This is a genomic window from Streptomyces sp. NPDC024698 (assembly GCF_055559015.1).
In genome coordinates, this window is the sequence record NZ_JBVHLK010000012.1 from 76,029 (window position 1) to 94,008 (window position 17,980).

At 68.5% G+C, this 17,980-nt stretch carries 19 protein-coding genes and 3 pseudogenes; 9 read left to right on the forward strand and 13 right to left on the reverse strand.

Translation table 11 applies throughout. The features are described from left to right. The first annotated feature begins 512 nt into the window (after window positions 1-512). Window positions 513-728, forward strand: coding sequence for a hypothetical protein (locus ACZ4AA_RS24900; RefSeq protein ID WP_467606824.1), 216 nt, complete (start codon window positions 513-515; stop codon window positions 726-728). A gap of 542 nt (window positions 729-1,270) precedes the next feature. On the opposite strand, the gene ACZ4AA_RS24905 is transcribed toward ACZ4AA_RS24900, so the two are convergent. Beyond that, window positions 1,271-1,609: a cyclic-phosphate processing receiver domain-containing protein gene (locus ACZ4AA_RS24905; protein WP_467606828.1), complete on the reverse strand. Its 339-nt coding sequence runs from the start codon at window positions 1,607-1,609 to the stop codon at window positions 1,271-1,273. Window positions 1,610-2,110: 501 nt separating this feature from the next. Next, window positions 2,111-2,632, reverse strand: coding sequence for a hypothetical protein (locus ACZ4AA_RS24910; RefSeq protein WP_467606832.1), 522 nt, complete (start codon window positions 2,630-2,632; stop codon window positions 2,111-2,113). A 397-nt stretch (window positions 2,633-3,029) separates the two neighbouring features. On the opposite strand from ACZ4AA_RS24910, the gene ACZ4AA_RS24915 reads away from it, so the two are divergent. Together ACZ4AA_RS24915 and ACZ4AA_RS24920 are read left to right on the forward strand one after the other, a co-directional pair. Then, window positions 3,030-3,677 (forward strand): RNA polymerase sigma factor, encoded by a 648-nt coding sequence (locus tag ACZ4AA_RS24915; RefSeq protein ID WP_467606837.1) that lies wholly within the window; start codon window positions 3,030-3,032, stop codon window positions 3,675-3,677. A 77-nt stretch (window positions 3,678-3,754) separates the two neighbouring features. Next, a complete protein-coding gene (locus ACZ4AA_RS24920; protein WP_467607270.1) occupies window positions 3,755-4,564 on the forward strand; it encodes a hypothetical protein in 810 nt (269 codons plus the stop codon). A 642-nt stretch (window positions 4,565-5,206) separates the two neighbouring features. Here the strand turns inward: ACZ4AA_RS24920 and ACZ4AA_RS24925 are convergent. The 3 genes and pseudogenes from ACZ4AA_RS24925 to ACZ4AA_RS24935 form a co-directional block, all read right to left on the reverse strand. Beyond that, window positions 5,207-5,395, reverse strand: a pseudogene (locus ACZ4AA_RS24925) (hypothetical protein); the annotation flags it as partial. A 429-nt stretch (window positions 5,396-5,824) separates the two neighbouring features. Beyond that, window positions 5,825-6,298: pseudogene (locus tag ACZ4AA_RS24930) on the reverse strand (HoxN/HupN/NixA family nickel/cobalt transporter); the annotation flags it as partial. Between the two features lie 191 nt (window positions 6,299-6,489). Continuing rightward, window positions 6,490-7,128 carry a class I SAM-dependent methyltransferase gene (locus tag ACZ4AA_RS24935; protein ID WP_467606843.1) on the reverse strand — a complete coding sequence of 213 codons (639 nt, stop codon included), beginning with the start codon at window positions 7,126-7,128 and terminating at the stop codon, window positions 6,490-6,492. A 178-nt stretch (window positions 7,129-7,306) separates the two neighbouring features. On the opposite strand from ACZ4AA_RS24935, the pseudogene ACZ4AA_RS24940 reads away from it, so the two are divergent. Both ACZ4AA_RS24940 and ACZ4AA_RS24945 read left to right on the forward strand, forming a co-directional pair. Beyond that, a pseudogene (locus ACZ4AA_RS24940) lies at window positions 7,307-8,002 on the forward strand (ISL3 family transposase); the annotation flags it as partial. A 477-nt stretch (window positions 8,003-8,479) separates the two neighbouring features. Continuing rightward, complete coding sequence (locus tag ACZ4AA_RS24945; protein WP_467607273.1) at window positions 8,480-8,728, forward strand: transposase; 249 nt, start codon at window positions 8,480-8,482, stop codon at window positions 8,726-8,728. 52 nt (window positions 8,729-8,780) lie between these two features. Here ACZ4AA_RS24945 and ACZ4AA_RS24950 read toward each other — a convergent pair whose 3' ends face one another. After that, window positions 8,781-9,305 (reverse strand): DUF1877 domain-containing protein, encoded by a 525-nt coding sequence (locus ACZ4AA_RS24950; protein WP_467606850.1) that lies wholly within the window; start codon window positions 9,303-9,305, stop codon window positions 8,781-8,783. Between the two features lie 508 nt (window positions 9,306-9,813). Here ACZ4AA_RS24950 and ACZ4AA_RS24955 point away from each other — a divergent pair. After that, window positions 9,814-11,082, forward strand: a complete 1,269-nt coding sequence (locus tag ACZ4AA_RS24955; protein ID WP_467606856.1) for an ATP-binding protein — start codon at window positions 9,814-9,816, stop codon at window positions 11,080-11,082. A gap of 10 nt (window positions 11,083-11,092) precedes the next feature. Here the strand turns inward: ACZ4AA_RS24955 and ACZ4AA_RS24960 are convergent, their stop codons facing one another. The 4 genes from ACZ4AA_RS24960 to ACZ4AA_RS24975 form a co-directional block, all read right to left on the reverse strand. Then, window positions 11,093-11,323: a hypothetical protein gene (locus ACZ4AA_RS24960; protein WP_467606859.1), complete on the reverse strand. Its 231-nt coding sequence runs from the start codon at window positions 11,321-11,323 to the stop codon at window positions 11,093-11,095. Window positions 11,324-11,382: 59 nt separating this feature from the next. Continuing rightward, entirely contained in the window at window positions 11,383-11,649 is a 267-nt protein-coding gene (locus ACZ4AA_RS24965) for a hypothetical protein (RefSeq protein ID WP_467606865.1), read from the reverse strand. Window positions 11,650-11,745: 96 nt separating this feature from the next. Continuing rightward, the gene (locus ACZ4AA_RS24970; RefSeq protein ID WP_467606870.1) at window positions 11,746-11,934 is read right to left on the reverse strand and encodes a hypothetical protein; all 189 of its coding nucleotides are present in this window, start codon (window positions 11,932-11,934) and stop codon (window positions 11,746-11,748) included. 5 nt (window positions 11,935-11,939) lie between these two features. Then, window positions 11,940-12,515 carry a DUF5994 family protein gene (locus tag ACZ4AA_RS24975; RefSeq protein ID WP_467606875.1) on the reverse strand — a complete coding sequence of 192 codons (576 nt, stop codon included), beginning with the start codon at window positions 12,513-12,515 and terminating at the stop codon, window positions 11,940-11,942. A 909-nt stretch (window positions 12,516-13,424) separates the two neighbouring features. On the opposite strand from ACZ4AA_RS24975, the gene ACZ4AA_RS24980 reads away from it, so the two are divergent. The 3 genes from ACZ4AA_RS24980 (at window position 13,425) to ACZ4AA_RS24990 (ending at window position 15,526) form a co-directional block, all read left to right on the forward strand. Continuing rightward, complete coding sequence (locus ACZ4AA_RS24980) at window positions 13,425-13,850, forward strand: STAS domain-containing protein (protein ID WP_467606881.1); 426 nt, start codon at window positions 13,425-13,427, stop codon at window positions 13,848-13,850. Between the two features lie 80 nt (window positions 13,851-13,930). Further along, window positions 13,931-14,515 (forward strand): hypothetical protein, encoded by a 585-nt coding sequence (locus ACZ4AA_RS24985; protein ID WP_467606886.1) that lies wholly within the window; start codon window positions 13,931-13,933, stop codon window positions 14,513-14,515. Between the two features lie 492 nt (window positions 14,516-15,007). After that, on the forward strand, window positions 15,008-15,526 hold the full coding sequence (locus ACZ4AA_RS24990; protein ID WP_467606891.1) for a DUF5994 family protein: 519 nt from the start codon (window positions 15,008-15,010) through the stop codon (window positions 15,524-15,526). Between the two features lie 97 nt (window positions 15,527-15,623). On the opposite strand, the gene ACZ4AA_RS24995 is transcribed toward ACZ4AA_RS24990, so the two are convergent. The 3 genes from ACZ4AA_RS24995 to ACZ4AA_RS25005 form a co-directional block, all read right to left on the reverse strand. Then, window positions 15,624-15,788 carry a hypothetical protein gene (locus tag ACZ4AA_RS24995; protein WP_467606893.1) on the reverse strand — a complete coding sequence of 55 codons (165 nt, stop codon included), beginning with the start codon at window positions 15,786-15,788 and terminating at the stop codon, window positions 15,624-15,626. 172 nt (window positions 15,789-15,960) lie between these two features. Beyond that, complete coding sequence (locus ACZ4AA_RS25000) at window positions 15,961-17,184, reverse strand: HTTM domain-containing protein (protein ID WP_467606897.1); 1,224 nt, start codon at window positions 17,182-17,184, stop codon at window positions 15,961-15,963. Continuing rightward, window positions 17,174-17,911, reverse strand: coding sequence for a DUF5819 family protein (locus ACZ4AA_RS25005; RefSeq protein WP_467606899.1), 738 nt, complete (start codon window positions 17,909-17,911; stop codon window positions 17,174-17,176). Before ACZ4AA_RS25005 ends, ACZ4AA_RS25000 begins: the two co-directional genes overlap by 11 nt. Window positions 17,912-17,980 lie beyond the last annotated feature (69 nt).

The following is a 17,980-nucleotide window of genomic DNA, read 5'->3' on the forward strand; positions in this document are numbered from 1 at the left end:
ACCTGGACGTGTTCCCGCCGTTCGATCAGGACGCCGCGGAAGAAGACTTCGGATGGCTCCTGGGCACGGCTGCGGACCCGCAGGGCGCCCTGGTCCTTGCCGAGAGGTGCCATGGAGCCGTACGCGGACGATGGGTCAACCAGGGCATCGTGCAGGACGAGTACCGCGACTTCGTCCGGGCGGGACGCCCGTCCGACATGTCGCCGGACGGGCGTCCCTGGCCTGACTCGCGCACCAGCCCGTGCGCGGGGTGCTCCCATCCCGTCTGCCGTCGACCCAGGCAGAACCGAGCGGACACGGCCCAGAGCGTCAAAGTCGTTCGTCCGGCAGGGCGCCCCACCTTGACGCCCTGAACCACGCCCGCTCCACGGTGTGCGGGTCGACGGCAGAAGGGATGGGAACCGGGACTGTGGCGGGTTGAGGACTCGCGGAACTCGGCCGCCGGGTCCACGAGCGTGCCAAGGAAGCCAACCAGCCTTGTCAGAGGCGCGCTCACCTGCCACGATCCGCCCATGGTCAACTCCTCAAAGGCTGCGGGAAAGTTGAACGTACTCCGCGACCTGATGGGCCTGACGGTCGGGGCATTTCTCATGGCCGTGGGCATCAAGATGCACCACGACGGCGGCTCCATAGTCTGGCCCATCGCAGGAACAGCAGTGCTGAGTCTGAACGGCATCTGGACGAGCCGGCGTCGACAGGCCCGGCACGGACGGGACATCAGCGACTGACTCCGACGAACGCGAATATCGGCAACCGCCGCCGAGCCGCGGCACCAGAGTTACGGATCGACGGCAAGTGACCTCACTCGCTGGCATGCGATCCCGTGCCATCCACGCGACCCCACTGGGGGTAGCCTCCCGTCTGTTCGAAGGTCTCTGGAAGGTTCCCTGTGCACACCATCGTCTTCCTTCTGCGGAGCATGTTGGGCCTTGGTTCCAGTCTGGTGTTCTTGTGGGAGCTGAACCGCCAGGCTTCGGGACCGGGCTGGAGGAAGCCGCGAGTCTTCGCTGCGGCGGCGGCCGGGCTACTCGCCGTCCTGTTGACCGCCGCCTAGAGGGCGCCGGCCGACGAGCCCTCCCGTGCCCGTTCGGTCGAGATACAGCGGGGAGTCACGGGCACCGAAGGACACCGAGCACGAGAACGGACCCTGACGGATTCACCTGGTCAGGGCCGTCTCGGCTGGCGGTGGGTGTGGGATGCGAACCCGCGATGACTCGCGCCACGACGGTCATCAAGACCGTTCACGGGCCCCCACAGAGAAAGCGGATTCCTAGACCGCCGCCCGCCGGACCTGATAGTTCCAGCGTGTGAGCGACCGGACGACCGTCTCGGCACCAATGGGGTTGGCGCTGTGCACGTAGATCGCGCCGATTCGGAAGGGCCGCCCGTTGAAAGCTGCTTCTTCCAGGAGGGTCACCACGGGCAAGATGCTGTCGTCGCCGCCGAGGTCGTGGTCGAGCCAGAGTTCATCGATCAAGCTGTCGCGGTGCTCTTGCAGGAGCTTGACACCAGCGTCCCTGCTGCGCGCGATCTGCGTGGTCCAAGGCAGTGGCCGGAGATCGTCTATGCCAAGGATGACCGGTGACGGTGCGGGCGACTCTGCTTTCATTCGACCATCATCACCGCACGGCCACCGCTGTGCCCCCTTCTCAGTAACTCGCTTGATCATGGCCACGGCTCGTGCCACAGGCGTGCCAGATCCAGCGGGGAACGACGGTGGCCCGAGGGTGACTGATCCCGCGTCCACCGACGTAGGCGCTTCGCAGGTCAGAACAACGACCCGAGCGTCGCGCGGTGGAACGGGACAAGTCGGAGATCACCCGCTGGCTTGTGCATGAGTGGCTGCGCATCAAAAGAGGGCAGTGAAGAAACGTCCCGGGAAGCAACTGCGGGAGTGCGCGCGAAACCGCCGCGGCGCCTCAGGGTAAAGGCCGAGGCGGCCCGCGTCACCGAGGCCGATTCCGTCTGGGGAAGCGGCGAACGGCACCGCACACCGCGTCGACGGCCGGATCGCCCTACTCGGCGACGCCCTGGCCCTGACCGAGCGATCCGGACCACGCGGTCGGCCGCATCATGGAGTACACGTCACCGCCTGTGATGACGGTGCACCTCAGCTCCCTGGTCTGACAGGTCCTCCGTCGCGCTCGAAGCGGAGTGCGTCGCGCAGCCTGCGCAGGTCGTCGGCAGGTCTTCCCAGACCGTTGAGGTGGAGCCGGGCCGCCTCACCGCTCGGATGCGGGTTCGTGGGGAAGGCCAGGTCCATGGCCTCGCGCATCATCCACTGGTCGTAGGCGAGCAGCCGTCCCGCGTACTCCTGAACCTGGACGAGATCACTCTCCGTAAGCTCCAGGTCGCGTATGCGCGCGTGCAGTCGGTGCAGGGCCATGCACTGCCGTCCGGCCTCCTGGGCGGTCCGCCCGGAGAGAGGGCCCGGTTCGCCGCAGGCCGCCACCACCCGGTCCGCCGGCGTCTGTGCCGTCACCGCCTCCTCCAGCAGCGCGGTGAGCGCCCGCAGTTGGGCGGCGCGCGGCGGACGCACCGGTGCGGGGCGGCGGCGCAGGCTCGCCAGGAAGCGCACGGCATGCCGACGCCGTCCGCCTGGCTGCCGCCCCGGCGCCCAACCTGGCCTCATGGCCCCTCCTGGTCTTTACCGCAGGACCCCGACCACCGGCGGTTTCCTCCGTGATCGCACAGAGCCTCGGCGGCGCACTCCGAGCGGGGCTGCCCTTCCAGTGTGCGCCACCGCGCACCGCGGCCGGGAGACTCGCACTGCCGCCCATTGCGCGGACGTTCCTGAGACTGCGGTGTCTGGCGGGTCGGATCCCGTGCGGAGGCCGTACCTTGCGCCACCGTTCTCCACTGGGCGGCCGGCAGGCGGGTTGGGATCTTGGGATCTCGTGCCGGATGTCGACACCGGCCCGCACACGTTCTACGGTCCTCATGTCAGACACCAGCGCGGTTCACTGAAGTGCCTGGAGCGAAGTTGGCTCAGCGGGAACCTTCGGTCGGCTGCCGGACACGTATAGAGCATGGAACTGAACGACGCTGGTCCTGCCGTACCGGTCAGGGACATATCTGATCGCGAGCTGTGGACGAGGGCCGTCGACGGCGACCGGGAGGCGTTCGGTCGGATCTTTGACCGGCACGGGAAGGCCGTCTACAACTACGCCTTCCGGCGGACCGCCGACTGGTCCGAGGCCGAGGACGTCACATCGACCGTGTTCTTGCATGCCTGGCGTCGACGATCCGAGACGGTGCTGGACCGCGACTCCGCTCTGCCATGGCTGCTCGGCATCGCGGACGGCCTGCTGTCGAACACCAGACGGCGCCTGAGGCGTGCCGAGGCGTTGCTGTATCGGCTCGTCTCGCACGACGAGTCGGTGGGCGACCATGCGGACCGTGTCGCCGGCATGGTGGACGACGAGCTTCGCATGTCGGAGATTCACCGCGCGCTGGCTCGGCTGCCGCGCCACGAACGTGAAGTCGTCGAGCTCTGCGTGTGGTCGGGTCTGGACCAGCAGGCGGCCGCAGCAGTGCTGAAGGTGGCGGTGGGAACCGTGAAATCCCGATTGCACAGGGCACGACGCAGGCTCGGAACCGATCTCGTTGGCGGTGCCACGGTCACGGCGTCGTTCAGTTCGAGGAATCCCGTCAACTCGAAGGAAGTCGCACGATGAATGACATGCAGGGCATTCCTGCGGCTCCTTCCGATCGTGATCTGCCGAACCACCGGCGGATCCGCGAGGAGCTACTGTTGAAGATCGGTCCAGAGGACAAGGATGCCTCGCTGCTTCGCAGGTGGGGGGTGCCGCTGAGTGTCGCAGCCGGTGTCACGGCGGTGAGCGTCGCAGCGGTGGCTGCGTTCGGTGGGACGGGGCAGGCGCAACCGCGCCTCGCCGAGCCCGCGCGGAGCGGCGAAGGCCTGACGAGCGCCCCGTCACCAACTCCGAGCACAGGCCACGGTTCCACGTCAGGAGGAACCGACTCGGCGTCGTCGCCGGATGCCTTCACCATCACCAACGCGACCACGACCCCGATTGCTCCCGGGACCGTCACCAAGATTCTCTCCTCCTGCCTGGGGCCCGACGCCTCGCGCTATCACGCCGTGATCGCCGTTCGCACGCCGGTGGTCTCAGACAGTTCCGACGGTGTCGTCGTCGCCGTCGACTCTGCCGACCAGTACGTGCAGTGCGCCTCAAAGGGCGACAAGGGCAGCAGCCAGGACTCCCCACCCACCTTCATCAACAACCGCCTGTGGGGAACCGGCCGTTTCATCGAGTATTTCGACTCCACCCGCGAACCCGCCGGCAAGGGGCAGTACCTCATGCTGGGCGCGGGGCACTACACCACTGAGGTTGCCAAGATCACCGTCAGCTTCGGCCACAAGCCGAAGGAATACCCGGCTGTCATGGCGGGCGGCGCGTTCGTCTATGCGGCAACTCTCCATCCCGACACTCTTCCTGGCCGGCACTATGTGGGTCCGAGCCCCTATATCCATGCCTACAACGCGTCAGGCAAGGAGATCTACGACCAGACGAAGGACCCGAAGTTCACCAGCGAGTAACAGGGCCGCGTCCCGCGCGGTGAGGTTGGCATGCGGAGGGCTGTGCTGCTCTCGCAGGTGCACCTTCCGAGCGGGCCACCTGGCGCGGGAGCTCCCGGGGCTTCGCGTCAACAGGCCGCAGAGGAAGCAAGGTTGGGACCCCCGGCCATGCACAGCCGGGGGTGCGTACAGAGGAACGACGGTACCCCCTCGCGGCGCGACGCCGTCGAGGTAGTACCGGGGGTGGGCGGTGAGTCTGCCTTGGGACCTCTTCTCATCGGAGTTCTCAGGCGGATTCTGCCCGGATTCAGGTGTGGTGCCGTCATTGCCGGCGAGGCGATGCGTGTCCGGGACGACGACCGGAAGATCGCCCTGGAGCACCGCGGTCTGCCGGAGTTCGTTCAGGTCGTACTCCGGCAAGCCGCGGCCGATCCCGATGACGGCCACGTCCAGTCGGCCCGCCCGTGGTCGGCGGAGCAGGGCGGGTGTCGCCGACGTCCCCGTTGCCCCCGCATCCTCGATGCGAGTGAGCACCGGGACTCTTCGGTGAGGCGGCCCCCACGGCCTCCTCGACTCCCATCAGCCCAATCAGGGAACGCGCGGACCACTAGGACGATCACGGCCGACGTCCCGAGGTTCACGGTCGGGATGTCCACACCGTGGTCAGGCTGCCCGCGGGTTAGCCGGTGGTGTGGTCGGGGAGCCGGAGCGGGAATTGCCGTTGCGGCAGCCGCCGGGAACGTGGTGGACGGCGGCGATGCCCCGGTGGGCCTCCACGATGCCGCGGACGATGGCGAGGCCGAGGCCGGCTCCCGCGGGTGGTCTACGGGCGTGGGTGCCACGCCAGCCGGTTCGAAGACGCCGGGTGCTCGGCAACCTCCTTGTCAATGCCATCCGCCGTACGCCCGCCGACGGCACCGTCGCGGTCGTTCGCTGAGGTCGCTCCCGATGTGGTTGTCGGCCGGCAGCGTGGTGGGCCGCCACAGCCGGGGGCTGGCGTCAAGATTCAGGGCCGGTCCTTGCCGTCCACCTCGACCGGCACCTGCTCGATGCGGTTCCCGACCAGGCGGGCCCGGACCCGTTCGACCGTTCTCTGCCAGGCCGGTCGTCTGCTTCCCACACGATCACGGCTGGTGGCCCCGTGAGCGGCCGCCCTGCCTGAAGGTCCACGGACACACGACTCGACTCGGCTTGCGCGGGCAGCGTCACCGACGGGTGCTCCCCCGACATTGAGGCGAGCCTGCCGGGGAATGCTGCCGTAGCCGCGGCGACGATCACCCACCCGGCCACAACGAGCAGCAGGCCCCGGTTGTTCAACTGCCCCTCCAGCGCGACCTCATCCAAGTGGCCGGTGCACATCCTGCGGAAGACCTTCCAGATCCCGCCCAGGATGACGACGTTGATCCCAGTGATGACATACAGGAAGACAGCCGAGACGGTGGTGCCGATGAGACCGGTGACGCTGTGCAGTTGGGAGCCGTCGTCCTGGACCGGTCCAGCCAGCGCCTTGACGCCGAGGGAGAGGAGGAAGGTCAAGGCGAAGACGATGCCGGAGTGGCCGAGGGGGAACCAGAACCCGACCGACAGCGGGCGTTGGCCCTCGTACATGAGCTTGCGGGTGGTGTTGTCGATCGCGGCGATGTGGTCGGCGCCGAAAGCGTGCCGCATCGCCAGCGTGTACACGGTCACGCCCATGCCGATACCGAAGGCCTTGGCGCCCACGGTGTGGTGCTGGGGAGCGACGATCACTTCGAGCGGCCCGCGTACCCCGGGCTGCCCATCGCGGCCTGCCGAACCATGGGGCGAGGAACACGGACAGCTCCACGACGACCAGGTCCCTCGATCCCGGACGCCGCGCTGCCCATGGTCGATAAGGAGCAACCGTCATAGAGAATCACATGAAGCTCAAACAGCCCCAGATGGCGAGAACCTCCATCGACGCCGGATCAGCGGGCGGGCTTCTCCCAGGTCAGCGAGTACCGGCGCAACACATGCCGGCGATAGCGCACGCCGGGCAACAACCGCCGGGCAGCAGCCCGCACCTGCCCATAACTCATCTGCGGATCGGCGACCGGCATGCCCTGTGGGCCACGCGCGCGACGCAGCACCTTCGCGATCCGCACGATCGGGGCAGCCGCGATCAACGCCGCCCACTCCGTCACGCTCGCCTCGCGGGCCAGACCGACCACCACCAGCCTGCCGCCAGGCCGCAGCAGTTCACGCATGCGGACGAGGGCCGCCTCGAAGTCCATGTGATGGATCGTGGTCACCGAGCAGACGAAGTCGTACTCCGCACGGGGAAGTCCTGCGGTGAGGAAGTCTCCCTCGACGAAGGTGAGTTGCGGGTGGCCGGCAGCGGACTCGCGTGCGCAGGCGATCATGTCCGGCGACGTGTCGATCCCGGTGACGTGTTCGGCCCGCCCTACGAGCTTCCGGGCCAGCAGCCCGTCCCCGCAGCCGACGTCCAGGGCATCGCCGCACCTCTCGGGAACAGTCCGGAGGATGCCCGGGTGCCGGGCAACGTTGGTGTTCCAGTACGGCTCTGCGGCGGGCTGGCGCATCGGATCATCGTAGAGGCGGGTCATGGCCTCCCGAGTGCACACCGACGGATTCGCCGTCCCCATGGGGAGCCGTGATCGCAGGGATGGGGAATTACGGGCTCTGGCGACGATCTTGTGATGCTGTCCGGCTGAACTGGGCATCTACCGAGTGTGCGGTTCAGGGGGTTTGGGGCGGTTGCTACCGCATTTAGCTGATGTGGTGGTGGAGGCAGTCAAGCGGACAGCAGGGACGGTCACGTTACATGCGGCCTGCCAGTCGCTCCCGGCGAGATGCCCGGGGTGCGGGATGCCATCGTGGCGAGTGCACGGTCGCTACATCCGTCGGCTGACCGATGCTCCGTCGGGCGGTGCGTCCGTCGTGATCGAACTGGCGGTGCGCCGGTTCAAATGCCTCAACACCCATTGTCCGGCGGTGACGTTCGCCGAGCAGGACCCCAGGCTGACCAGCCCGCATGCCCGCTACACGCCGCTGTTACGAAGCCTGCTCGTGTCGATCGCGCTGTGCCTGGCGGGCCGCCCCGGCGCTCGTCTGGCTGCCGCGTTAGAGATCCGGGTCGCCAAGGACACGCTCTTGAATCTCCTGCGGGCCTTGCGGGACCCGCCTGCCTCGGCGGTCCGTGTCCTGGGCGTCGACGACTTCGCTCGGCGCAAGGGCGATACCTACGCCACCCTCCTGGTCGACCTGGAGGCCCGCTGGCCGCTCGACGTACTTGTCGACCGGGACGCCGAGCCGCTGGCCGCATGGCTGCGCGGCCACCCCGAGGTGGAGATCATCTGCCGTGACCGGGCCGGCGCCTACGCCGAGGGTGCTCGTTCCGGAGCCCCGCAGGCACAGCAGATCGCGGACGGAGGGCATCTCTGGCGCAACCTTGCCGAGGCCGTGGAGAAGACGGTTGGCGCCCACCATGCCTGCATCCGGGCTGCGTTCGCCTTGCCCCCGGTCACCGAGGAAGCATCTGAGGAGACCCGAGTCACCGCTGCGTCACCGGTGGAGGTCGTGCCGTTCATCCCGCCCGATGGCACGTTCGACGTCACGGGAAAACCACGGCGGCTGGTCGCCCGCACGACCGAGCGGTACAAGGCGATCCAGCAGAGGCTGTCCGCGGGGATGTCGCTGGCCGCGATCCGCCGCGAGCTGCGGTTGGACCACTCGACCGTACGGCGCTTCGCCCGCGCCCAGAGCCTCAACGAACTCCTGGTCAAGGCGGTCAACCGGAACTCGATTCTGGACGCCTACAAGCCCTACATGCACCGACGGTGGAACGAGGGCTGCCACGACATTCCCCAGCTCCACCGCGAACTACACGAGCAGGGCTTCAGCGGCGACATCCAGTGCGACGCCCTCGTGCAGCACGTCCGCGACTTCGCCGACATGATGCGTGATCTGCGGGGCGACCTGCTGCCCGCCTGGATGGACCGCGTCCACGCCGACGACCTGCCCGCGCCGCACTCTCTGGTCGTAGGGCTCCGCCGGGACCAGGACGCCGTCGTCGCTGGCCTGTCCACTGACTGGAGTTCCGGGCAGGTCGAAGGCCAGGTGACAAGAGTCAAGCTGATCAAGCGGAAGGGCTACGGTCGCGCCAACCTCGACCTGCTCCGCCGACGCATACTCGTCGCGGACTGATCCTGCCCGTGCCCGTCAGACAGACCATCGGCCAACAGCCCACCTCGGGAAGTCAGTCCCACCATGAGACGACAGCAAGGCCCTGCTTCCGGGCTCCTGCATAGAACTCGCGAAGAGCATCGAAATGGTCCATCAGATACGTTCTGGGCCCGTCGACGAGGCCTTCGGCTCCGTGGCCGATCAGCGCTCCTGCCTCACGGATGTCCAGTGGCAGCACAGCCAGAACGGCCTGGAGGTCGATCTCCCCGACCAGACCGGAGACTCGCCTGACTGCCAACGGTTCAAGGGCGGCCGGTGCAGGCCCGAAGGGCCCGATGGCATGAGGATGAGCATTGAGGAAACCGACATCCATCGCCAGACCGCCGTCGGTGGCCTGCCTGAGCGCGGCGAGGTGCAATTCGCCGACTCCGGCGATCTCGCACGCACGTTCCAGCATGGCTGGGACCCAGTCGAGGTCAAGGCAGTCAGCCGTCGGCGGGTCCCACTGGTGATCACCATCGAAGGACTCGTCGGCGCGTGTCCGGCAGGCGGCAAGATACTCCGCAGAGACTCGGGCAAGCTGCTGGGTGACGGCCATGACAACCAGTATCCCGGGGGCGTCCACCCCTTTTTTGAGAGCACCCCGTTCGTCACAAGATCTTCGCCAGAGCCGAATTACGTGACGCTGATGGCCGGCTTCGGATCGGTCGACGGGCTGCGGATCACCGGCGGCGCCTCCGGCAGCGGGCAGGGGGACTAGCTGCTGCTGTCCGTGGTCCTGGCGCAAGAACTGCGGTACGCGGCCACCCATCCGGGCCGCTGTCCCGGCGACGAGCGGGCCGAGCAGGTGGGGTGGCAGCTCGTGCGCCCGGTCCAGGATCAGTCCGAGCAGCTCCTCCCCGAAACTCTCCGAGCGGTCCGGGTCCCGCGCCCTTCGACAGTCATCCTGTTGCCTCCAACCGGGCGGCGGGCCGGCGTCCTGGCTGTACGGGCGGCGTGGTCTCCAGGATGCAGACCCGGCGACCGGGCACGCCACACGGCTTCCGTGCGCGCCCCGGCTCACATCGGCCGATGATGGGAGTACGGCCGAGCACACGGAGCTGACCATGACGGGTTGGCGTGTCAGGGACTACACCCCGGACGATCTCGAAGCGGTGATCCGGGTCGACGCGGAGAGCGGCACGACGGAAGAGTCACCGCTCTTTCCGCTCTCGGACGTTGTGGCGGCCCTCCAGGCCCTCCATCCGGCGGTGGTGGCAACGGCTGAGGAGGTGGTGGTCGGCGCCGCCGTGAGCAGGGTGGAGGGTGAGCGGGCGTGGATCCTGCGCATCTGCATGGCACCAGCCTGGCGGCACCAGGGGCTGGGCAGCGACCTGATCACGGCTCTGGAGCACCGGCTGTTCGCCGGCGGCGTCCGAACGGCGCACACGGCCCTGCCCGACAACGAGACCGGTGCCACCGCCCTGCGCAACTGTGGCTTCGGCGCCCGTCCGGGCCTGGTCTTCTTCGAGAAGCGCGGGCGGGTGACCCCGCAGGCGGTCAGCATGCTCGCGTCGCTGGGAGCGGAGCTGCCGCCCGGAGGACTGTGGCAGAGGGTCGCGGGCATGCAGCGGGAGAAGGAGCTCATCGAGCGGCGCCTGGTTCTGCCGCTGGCCCATCCCGAAATGGCCGCCCGGCACGGAGTGGAGCTGCCGCGGGCGGTGATGTTGTTCGGGCCGCCCGGGACGGGGAAGAGCACGTTCGCACGCGCGATCGCCAGCCGTCTGGGATGGCCGTTCCTCGAACTGTTCCCTGCCCGGCTGGCCGCCGAGTACGGGCTGGCGAGCGGGCTGAACCGGCGCTTCGACGAGATCGCCCGCCTCGATCACGTCCTAGTCTTCATCGACGAGGTCGAGGAGATCGCCGGGACCCGGAGCGGCGCGGACGCAACCGCGGTCGGCGTCGTCAACGAACTGCTCAAGGCGATCGTCCGGTTCCGCAGCCAGGACGGGCGGCTGCTCGTCTGCGCCACGAACGACGTGACCACCCTCGACCCCGCGTTCCTGCGGCACGGCCGTTTCGACTACGTGCTGCCGATCGGCCCGCCCGACGACCGCGCGAGGACGGCGCTGTGGGAGAGCTACCTGACCCGATCGGGCGCGGAGGCCGACAGCACGGCGCTGGCGTCCGCCAGCGAGGGTTTCACCCCTGCCGACATCGCGCATGTGGCGCGCACCGTCTCCCAGGTCCAGTTCGAGCGCACCTTCGACACCGGAGCCAGGGCCCGCCCCACCACCGAGGACTACCTGGGCACCATCGGCGAGACCAGACCCACGGTCAGCGCGGCCATGGCCCAAGAGTTCGCCCACCAGACAGAGGAGTTCGCCCGCATCTAGGTGTGCCGGATCAGGCCGGGCCGGTGGCCGTCCCTTCCTCCTCGGCCTCCATGCGCCGGATTCCCTCATGGGTGAATGTGACCAGGGCGGGAGTGTTGCCGGGTTCCCAGTCGACGGTGACCAGCCCTTCGCCCGCCAGGTAGGCGCAGGCGGCGTGGTCCTGTTCCGGTACGTGGCGGTCGCGCCGCAGCTGTGTTCCGGTGATGCCGAGGGGGCGGTTGCCTTCTACGGCTTCGTACAAGACCCGGAGCACCGCGCCCCTTCGTGTGCGGGATGGGGCTCCGGGACCCGTTGGGTCTCTCAGATCTCGTCGGAGTGGGTGCCTGCGCCGACAGGGGGTCGGCTGGCGGCCAGCCAGGAGCGGGCGGGGCCTGCTGGTGTTGCCGTGTCCACGGTGAGGTGGAGGCGGGTGCCACCGTCCAGGCCGGGATAGCTGCGCTGTTCCGTGCCTGCGAAGCAGTGGCGTAGCACCTCTGCGACCGCTCGGGCGGCGTCGGGCGTCTGCGCGATGATCCGGACCTCGGCGTGTCCGGACGACGGCAGTGTCTGGGGCTCGTTGTAGTTCACGTGAGCGTGGGGCCTTTCGGGGTGGGTGCGAGGCCGACAGGCCGCGGCGCCGCGGCGCCCCGGCCTGTCGCCCCCGGTCGGAGGAAGGTCTGTTCCTCAGCGGTCGGCATCCGTGTGGTGGGCTCGACGACCGGAGTCGTCGGGCAGGCCGGGGGGCCTCGGCAGGGGGTCGCTGAAGCGGTAGGCCTTGATCCGGGCGTCGTGCTGAGCGTTGAGCAGGTGGATCCAGCGCATTCCGACGCCGATCATGAGGATGATCACCGCGGCAACGACGAGGGTCTCCACGGAACTCACCTCCAACCGATTCCGGGCCGAGGAAAGGCACTGCGTCCCAGCGGCTCCCCGAAGGGAGACATGCAGGCTCCGCCCTCACCCTCCCAGGTGGCTTCCCGGCGGCGCGCGTCGCGGATGCCGCGCCCGATGTCGGTTTCGTCGGCCATCAGAACGTCAGCGGTGAGGACGCTGCCGGGGATCGCCGCAGCGGCCATCAGGCGGGCCGCGGCCGCGGGTGCGGTCTCGGGCGGGATGACGAGGAGGTCCCAACGGCCGACGGTGTAGGAGAGCAGGATCAGCTTGTCGGGGTCCTGCTCGGTGAACCAGCCCACGTGCAGCGTGCGTCCGTCCAGGGCGACCGTGCGCGGTACGACGGGCCAGCGGGTGGGGTTCACGGTGACGTGGGTGACGCGGCCCCAGGGTTCTTGCAGGGCAGCGGCGAGCGGTGGGAGCTCTGCCTCGAGGTCGCGGGAGCGGGGCCACCAGGCCCCGTCCAGCTGACCGGCGAGCGCGGTCTTAGGGGTGAGGGACAGGCGAGCCGGGGCTTCTGCGGCGAGGTCGCGGGGGGTGGTCCGGTCGAGGGTGGTGGTCATGGAGGGGACCTGCCCCCGGACTGCCCGTCGGCAGCCCGGTTTTTAGGCGATCGCCGGAAATGACACCCACGTGAAAGCCGGTGTGCGAAGTACTCCCGGTGCTTTCACTGTACGCCTGTTCGCCTTGGTTGGGCCCTTCTGACCAGGTATTTTCCGGCGGGCGGTGGTGTGGTCGACGGGAGTGCCGTGAAAGGACCACCGCTCCGCGGACATCGCCCGAACGGGTGCTGACGGGTGCTCAGCTCCTCGTCGCCACCACACCCGAACCCGGGGACGCCACCGCCGTTGCGGAAGGCTGACCCCGAGTCCCCAGCGGCCGAGCCGAGAGCACGGCGCCGTCGTGGCGAGCCGCCCCGTCTCGTCCGACGCCGGGTGGTACGCGGCAGAGCAGGCCGGCAGGAGGTCCTGCATTCCGGCCGGGCTCCAGGCATGCCGTGCCCTGGTCAGAGCCCCTCGTCGTGCGGGTCCTCTTCGCGCAGAAGCTCGTCCTCACCACGGCTCTCGGGCTCGTTCTGTCTGGGATTCCGCCCTTGTTCACGCGCCTGCCTTCCCGGCCGGGGCTGGGCGGGCCCCCGGAGCGATGGTGTTCCCGCGCCTCGCGGCCCCGGCCCGGGTACGAGGAACGGACGGGCTTCCGGCAGTCCGCCGGACCGGGTCGAGGACTATGCTGCTGTACGGGCGTCCCAGACCCTGGCGGCTTGTCGTTGCTCGACACAGATGGCTGCGGGGAACGGACTCTTCGTCTGTGACCCGGCGCATCCCTGGAGGAACTGGGCGGGTCCGGTGTGCTGTCGGACCGACTGTTGCTCCGCCTCCGCCGAACGTACGCCCTGCCGGCAGCGCGCCAAGGGGCCGGATTCTCCGGCGCCACCGCGTCCGCTGCCGGATGGTCCGCCGAATCGAGGCATCATGCCCCGGCCGCAGCTCGCCCTCTACCGCCATGACCGAGGAAAGCGGGTACCGATCACCCTTGCCGGTGAGATCGACCTGGAATCGGCCCCGCTGATAAGCACGGCGCTGGCCCGGTGTCTGAGCGACGGCATCCGCGCCATCGACATCGACCTCACCCCCGTCACCTTCTGCGACTGCACCGGCCTCAACGTCTTCCTCCACGCCGCGCAGCGGACGACCGAGGCCGGCGGGACCCTGCGACTGCACCACCCGCCGGCGACACTGCGTCTGATCCTCGACCTCACCGGCTCCGGGTTCCTGCTCCTCGACGATCCGTTCGGGAATCTGTCACCTCCGCTCGGGGATGTCCCGGCCCCGACCGCCCAGAGCCCGAGGCACCGGGCCGTTCCTTTTGCCTCCGTGCTCTCGGGTGATGCGCCGTGACGGCCTGGGCGGGACGGGGGCAGCCACGAAAGCCCCGTGATGACGAATCGTCCACTGTGGAAGCGGTCCGGATACGCCGTGTGAACCGCGGGCTGGCACAGGACCTGAGCGGGAAACTGACGGATCTGTACGTGGACTCCCACGAGTCATCGTCGCGTCCTGATGCGTACTGCCGTCCCAGCCGCCGGCAGTTCCTGAACCGTCTCACAGCCGACATCCGGCAGCCGGGCTTCGCGATGGTGATCGCGGAGACGGACGGACTGGTGGGATGTGCTTTCGGATTCCCGCTGCGCAGCGACGCCCTCGAGTGGATCGGGTTCGACCGGGCCCTACCGCGCGTCGTCGAACAACTCGCCGCGACCGGCGGCATCCTGGCGATCACCGACATCCTGGTCCCCCCGCACCCGCAGGACGCGCACGTGGCTCTCCGATTGCAGGAGCGGCTGCTGGCCGACCACCGGGCGTCAATCGGCGCCACCCTGGTGGACCGGGCCGATCACCCCACCCTCAACACGCTCCGTTCCTGGGGATGGCTGGACGTGGGAGCGTTCTGGAAGCCGACCGGCGCCACGCGGCTCCGGGTGCTGATCCTTCCCGTCGGCAGACCGAACTCCCCGCTACCGGGGGGATTTGCGCACGATGCCTGGACGCGATGGCCAGGGTGAGGCGCGACGCCGGTCGGCCCGCATCCAGGTGCTGGTCGCCGAGCCGGCGGCCCTGTCGGTACCCGGTTCGATGTGGTGGACATATGCCTACGGCCGTCCCGCTCACATCTGGCAGGGGCCGCTGGGATCTGGCAGTGGTCCCTCCGAAGTCAACGCAACCGGTGGCGGAATCGATCATGACGGCGCCGGCGGACAGACCACGCCCCGTCTGACACCGACCGGCGGACGGGCCGGTTCGGAGATCCGTTCCTCCGTCAGCGGCTCGGGCGTGGTCACTTGCGCGGCCCACCCGATTCGCCGCCCTGCGACGCACGCGGTGGACAAGGCACCTCGGCACGGGACGGGTTGAGCGTACAGTCCGTTCGGCTGGTCCGAGGAGTACGGTGAAATCACCGAGGGTTTCTCGCGCACCGGCTTCCACGCGCTCGTGTCGTTTTCGGCGATTCAATATGCCGGGCCGGTCAACAACCGGCCCGGGGCAGGGTTCGCGTCATGACTGCGGCCGTTTTCCCGTCGCCGACGCTCGAAGTCGAAAACCGGTCCCCCTCGTCCTCTCTCCGTCTCGCGCTCGCTCCCACCGGTCCCGCTCCGGCCCTGCTGGACGGCGCGTGGTGGCCCCGCTCCCGCGATCTCGGGGCGGAACTCCCCGCCCTGACAGCCGTACTGGAGCCGCTGTGGGGGCGGATCACCCGGGTGACGGTGAATCCCACACACTGGCCGGTCGTCCCGCGCAAGGTGCCCGTGGCCGGGCATGTCGTGAACGTGGGCTGGTTCCTGGCCGAGCAGGACCCACATGAACTACTGCTGCTCTCCTACCACATGGGCCGCTGGAACCTCCTGGTGATCCCGCCACGGACGGACCCCGTCCCAGCCGCCTGGCTGATGGCCACCGCGAGCGACCACCTCGGCACATCGAGCGCGAGCCGGCTGATCGAGGAGGCGGCGCGGCTCCACGGGCTCGATGCGCAGCACGCAGACCGCGCCGGCGCGTTCTCCCCCGCCCGCCGATAGTCGTCGCCGGGAGCGGTCCGCCCCGTCCCTGACGGTCGTGAGGCGTCGGTGAGGTCGGTGCCGGTGCGGCGTCAAGCTGGGAATGGCCGGCGCCTTGTCAGTCATCTGTATCGACGTTGCCCGCCGCCCCCAGCCGTACGACGGAGTTGCCGGATAAGACGGTGAAGACGGTGAAGACGGTGAAGAGGAACGACACCGACGCGGCCGCGAGATGTTCCTTGAGCATCCGCGCGACCACGCCGAACGGCTCCTCGGGCGTCACGGCATCAGCCGCCTCGGACGTCCCCGCCAGGGTCACCGCCCTGCCCCGGCGACTCCCGCCCCCGGGAGAACGAGAGGCCCGCACGCCCTCCGGCCCTCTCGCGGCCGCAAAGGCTCCTCACTGATCTTGGAGGACACCCCCACAGACCACCGAACCCTCACGAACCCGGACCTCAGCTCTTCTTGTCGGACGCGAGTTCAGCGGTGAGCGGGGAGTCCTTCCATCTGGCCGAGGCGGCAGGACGCTCTGGGCCGAGCGAACCGGGCCCGCCTTGGACCGGAACCGATCCGGATTCTGTCGCCGTGGAGGGCATCGGCTTCCGCAGGCCTGCCCGCAGCGCCGCGCGCCGTCCGAGGCGAGGCAGGAAGGTGTAGAAGCGGTCGGGTAGGAACACGGCGTCCGCAATGATCATCGCGCCGGAGAAGAGTGGCAGCCCCATGAGCACGGCGATACCGGCGTGCATGCCCAGCAGCATGACGAGGACGGGGTATTTGAGCCTGCCGAAGAGCACGAACGGAAAGGCCACCTGCAAGAGCACCGTCATATATCCGGCGATCGCGATCAGCATCGGATAGTGGTCCACAAAATGGGAGAGTGCGGGCCACGGCTGGAAGAGCTGGAGGTTCAGCACGTAGTGGAGAGCGGTGCCGGCGCCCCAGGAAGCGCCCTGGACCTTGAACAGGCCGGCCGATCCATAGAGGAAACAGACCTGGGCCGCGATGAGGAACATGCCGCAGTTGTGGACCACCGTGACCAAGACGGCGCGGGCATCGCGGAGTTGCTGTGCGGCGTGGCTTCCCACCCGCCGTGGCGGCGCGTCCGAACGAGCTGTCCTCAGCCGGATCCTGCGTGCGTCCAGGGACCAGCGCCGGCCGCACGCGGTGGGGACGAGATAGATGGCCATCAGCAGGACCAGGTTGTCACCCCCGTCCGTCATGAAGATCGTCCGGGCGTGGAACGAGATCACCACGACGGCGAAGAGAAGCGACAGGACGCGGGTGCGCCATCCCAGCAGGAACAACGCGGACGTAACGACGGCCAGCGCGTAGCAGAGCTCGAAGTAGGTACGACTGTCGGACAGGGTCAGGATGCTGTTCCACCCTGTCTGGTCGAACAGCTGTCGCGCCAGCGCGGAAGTCCAGGGGGAGCCAGGACCCCAGATCTCGTCACGGTGCGGGAACTCGCGCAGCAGGAAGACCAGATAGAGCAGGCCGTAGCCGATACGCAGCACGGAAGCGGCGTACAGCGAAATCGGACGCCCGGTCAGGAGCTCGTCCACGGCAGTGATCCGGCCGACGAGCCACCGAAGAGGGGAGGGGGTCGCACTGGGCTGCTCCGTTGGCCGTTGGGGCGCCGGCGCCGCGGCAGCGATCGGGGAAGTGCGTTCATTTCCCATGGGGGGTTGCCTTCCACCAGGGCAGAAGCCGGTTTTCGGTGGGCGTCGGGGGGCGGTTGTCCGCAGTGGGCCCGGGGGCGGCGATGGGCAGCGTGACGACGCGAAGCTGAATGAAATCGAATGTGCCATCGCTGTGGGCCGCAACGCGTTGTGCGGCGATGTTGCTCAGATACTTCTGCATCATCAGGGCACGTTCCGTGTGCGCCTTGTCGTCCCCTCCGTGGGTATCGACGTAGGACGTCCAGGCGCGGCGCAACATGTTCTGCGCCGTGTGGCTCGGGAACGGGTCGTGCTCGACGGCGGCATGATCCACGGCGGTCAGGTCGAACCAGCCGCTCACCTGAACCGATCCGCCGGCACGGGTGTGTGCGGTTCTCGCCAGGATCTGCCGGTTGACGGAGTCGGGGTCCGGGGCGAAAAGCCGCCAATTCTGCTCGAAGAAGGGATAGACCCATGAATTGATCAGCGGACTGTACCGCTTGGAGACGGTGTTGGCGGGCGCCACATGAAGGAAGACCAGAGCGACATGGAAGAGAGTCGTCGCTACGCACAGGGCCACCGTGGTGGACAGTCCTGCTTTCAGCACCCGGGAAAACCCTGACCGACCGGCCGGCGTACGCACGTCGGCGGGGAATTCCTGCGCGGCGGGAACGAAATCGGAGTGTTGGATTTCCTGGACGTCCGCTGATCCAATTCCGCCCGCCACTTCCCACCCTGTCTTTCTCATATCAGCTACTCGCGCCTGACTCTTTCTACGGAACGTCACCGGTGGCGCACGGCGGGTCCGATGAGGATT